This window comes from Candidatus Eisenbacteria bacterium, assembly GCA_035712145.1.
Lineage (GTDB): Bacteria > Eisenbacteria > RBG-16-71-46 > RBG-16-71-46 > RBG-16-71-46 > DASTBI01.
Map to the genome: position 1 here is coordinate 1 of DASTBI010000077.1, position 2,164 is coordinate 2,164.

Genomic DNA, 2,164 nt, shown 5'->3' on the forward strand with positions numbered 1-2,164 from the left:
GGGGCGCCCCGAAGCCCGGACACGCGCCGATCAGCGGCTGAGCGAGCTTCGGATGAACCTCGGCCGGAACGCGGCCCGTCAGGACTCGATGCGCGCGGCGCGACAGCTCCAGCCGCTGGGCCGCCCTCTCGCCGACTTCGCTGGGACTTACCGAGAACCTTCCTACGGCACGATCACCTTCGCCTTGGAGGACGGGCGCCTCGCGTATCGCTGGGGCGCGATCTACGGGAGCGCCGAGAACTACGACGCCACCCAAGGCCAGATGCGCATCGAAGTCGCCGGATCGGGACAGGTGGTCACGTTCCAGTTCGCAGGCGCGGGTCCCGCGCAGTCGATCGAGCTCGCAGGAGTCACGTTCCGGCGGGTCCCCTGACCGAGCCGCTGGGCCCAAAAGCCCTGTGAGGGGACACGCTGCGATGCGGTAGGGTGACGCCATGCGTCATCAAGATGGCGCCGTCCGCAGCCGCCGCCAGGTCCTCCGATGACCGAGCCTGCGTTCGTCCCGATCAGCCCGAATCCCTACATCGTCGGCAATCCAGTCCGGGGCCGGGCGATGTTCTTTGGCCGCGAGGCCGAGTTCGCGCTGGTCCACAAGCGGTTCGGCGACTCCGAGCACGGCGGGCTGCTCGTCTTCTGCGGCGAGCGCCGAAGCGGCAAGACGTCGATCCTGTTTCAGATTCTCGACCGCCGGCTCGGCCCCGATTTCATTCCCGTCCTGATCGACATGCAGTCGATGGCGGTGAGCAGCGAGGCGGAATTCCTCGCGCGGCTCGCGGAGGAGATCCTCGCCGCCTTTGGCGCCGACGCCCGCGACGTGAAGCCGCCGGACTTCATGGCGAATTCGAACCGGTCCGCCATCTTCCAGCGCTTCGTCCAGGACTGCCTCCGCGCGCAGCCCGGCCGGAAGCTCATCCTCCTGTTCGACGAGTACGAGCTCTTCGAGACCAAGATCGACGGGGGGCTTCTCAGCAAGGACGTGCTCTACATCCTCGCATCGCTCATGGAGAGCAAACCGGTCTTCATGATCTTCACCGGCTCTCAGCATCTCGAGGCGCGCCGGCGCGACTACTGGAACGTTCTCGGGAAATCGATCTTCAAGCAGGTGAGCTACCTGGAGCGCGAAGACGCCGAGAGCCTCATCCGACAGCCGGTGAAGGGAAAAGTCGACTGGGAGGAGCCGGCGGTCGGCTCGATCTTGAGGCTCGCCGCGGGACAGCCGTTCTACACACAGGCCATCTGCCAGAGCCTGATCGACCAGCTGAACGACCGTCAGACGCGCGGCGCCACGCTCGAAAGGCTGGGCGACGTCGTGGACGGGATCGTGAACAACCCGCTCCCGCAGATGATCTTCCTGTGGGACGGGCTCGAGCGCCTCGACAAGCTCGTCATGGCCTTGCTTGCGGAGGCCCTCGCGGATGCGAACGAGCGCGCGGGCGTCGACGACCTCATCCGACACGTGAAGCGCCGCCGATATCCGCTCGAGATCGAGGTAGGCGACATCGCCACCACGCTCGAGAAGCTGTTCAAGAGCGAGATGCTCCTCCGCGACGACCGCGGCGCCAAGCCCGCTTACGCCTTCCGCATGGACCTGTGGCGTCTGTGGATTCGGCGCCAGCACTCGGTCTGGCAGGTGCTTCGGGAGGAAGGACTGGCCGGCCGGAGCCGTCCGCGCCCGCGCTGGATCGCCGCCGCGATCATGGCGCTGTTCGTCGTGGCGACAGCCGGAGCCGCGTTCCTGCTCCGGGGCCCGGCGCCTCCGCCCACCGCGGCCGGGAGCGGCCCACAAGGGTTCCTCGATCTGGCGGTGGAGCCAGCGCTCGCCTCGATCAGCATCAACGGCCGGAGGGTGGGGATTGGAGCGCTGGCCGATTCCGTCTCGGCGGGGATCGAGCACCGGGTCCTTCTCTCCGCGGCCGGCTTCGCCGACAGCTCGATCTTGCTGAATGTGGCCGAGGGCCAACGCGTGGCTCGGCACGTGGCGCTGCGCCCGCTCCTGGGGGATCTACGGGTCGAGACCCAGCCACCGAACGCCGAGGTCCGCGTCGATGGCAAGATCGTGGGCCGGAGCCCGCTCACCATTTCCGGCCTCGCCGTCGCGACCCCTCACGCGGTCGAGGCCTCGCTCCCGGGCTACGCGGTGTCGAGGTCGGACGTCACGGTGCAG

Annotated in this window: 2 protein-coding genes; both read left to right on the plus strand. The window is 68.0% G+C overall.

What is annotated here, in order from left to right:
• The coding region (locus VFQ05_04645; protein HET9326041.1) for a hypothetical protein at nt 1–373 on the plus strand (373 nt) is incomplete at its 5' end.
• A 108-nt stretch (nt 374–481) separates the two neighbouring features.
• Nucleotides 482–2,164: PEGA domain-containing protein (locus tag VFQ05_04650; protein HET9326042.1), on the plus strand; the 1,683-nt coding region annotated here is incomplete at its 3' end.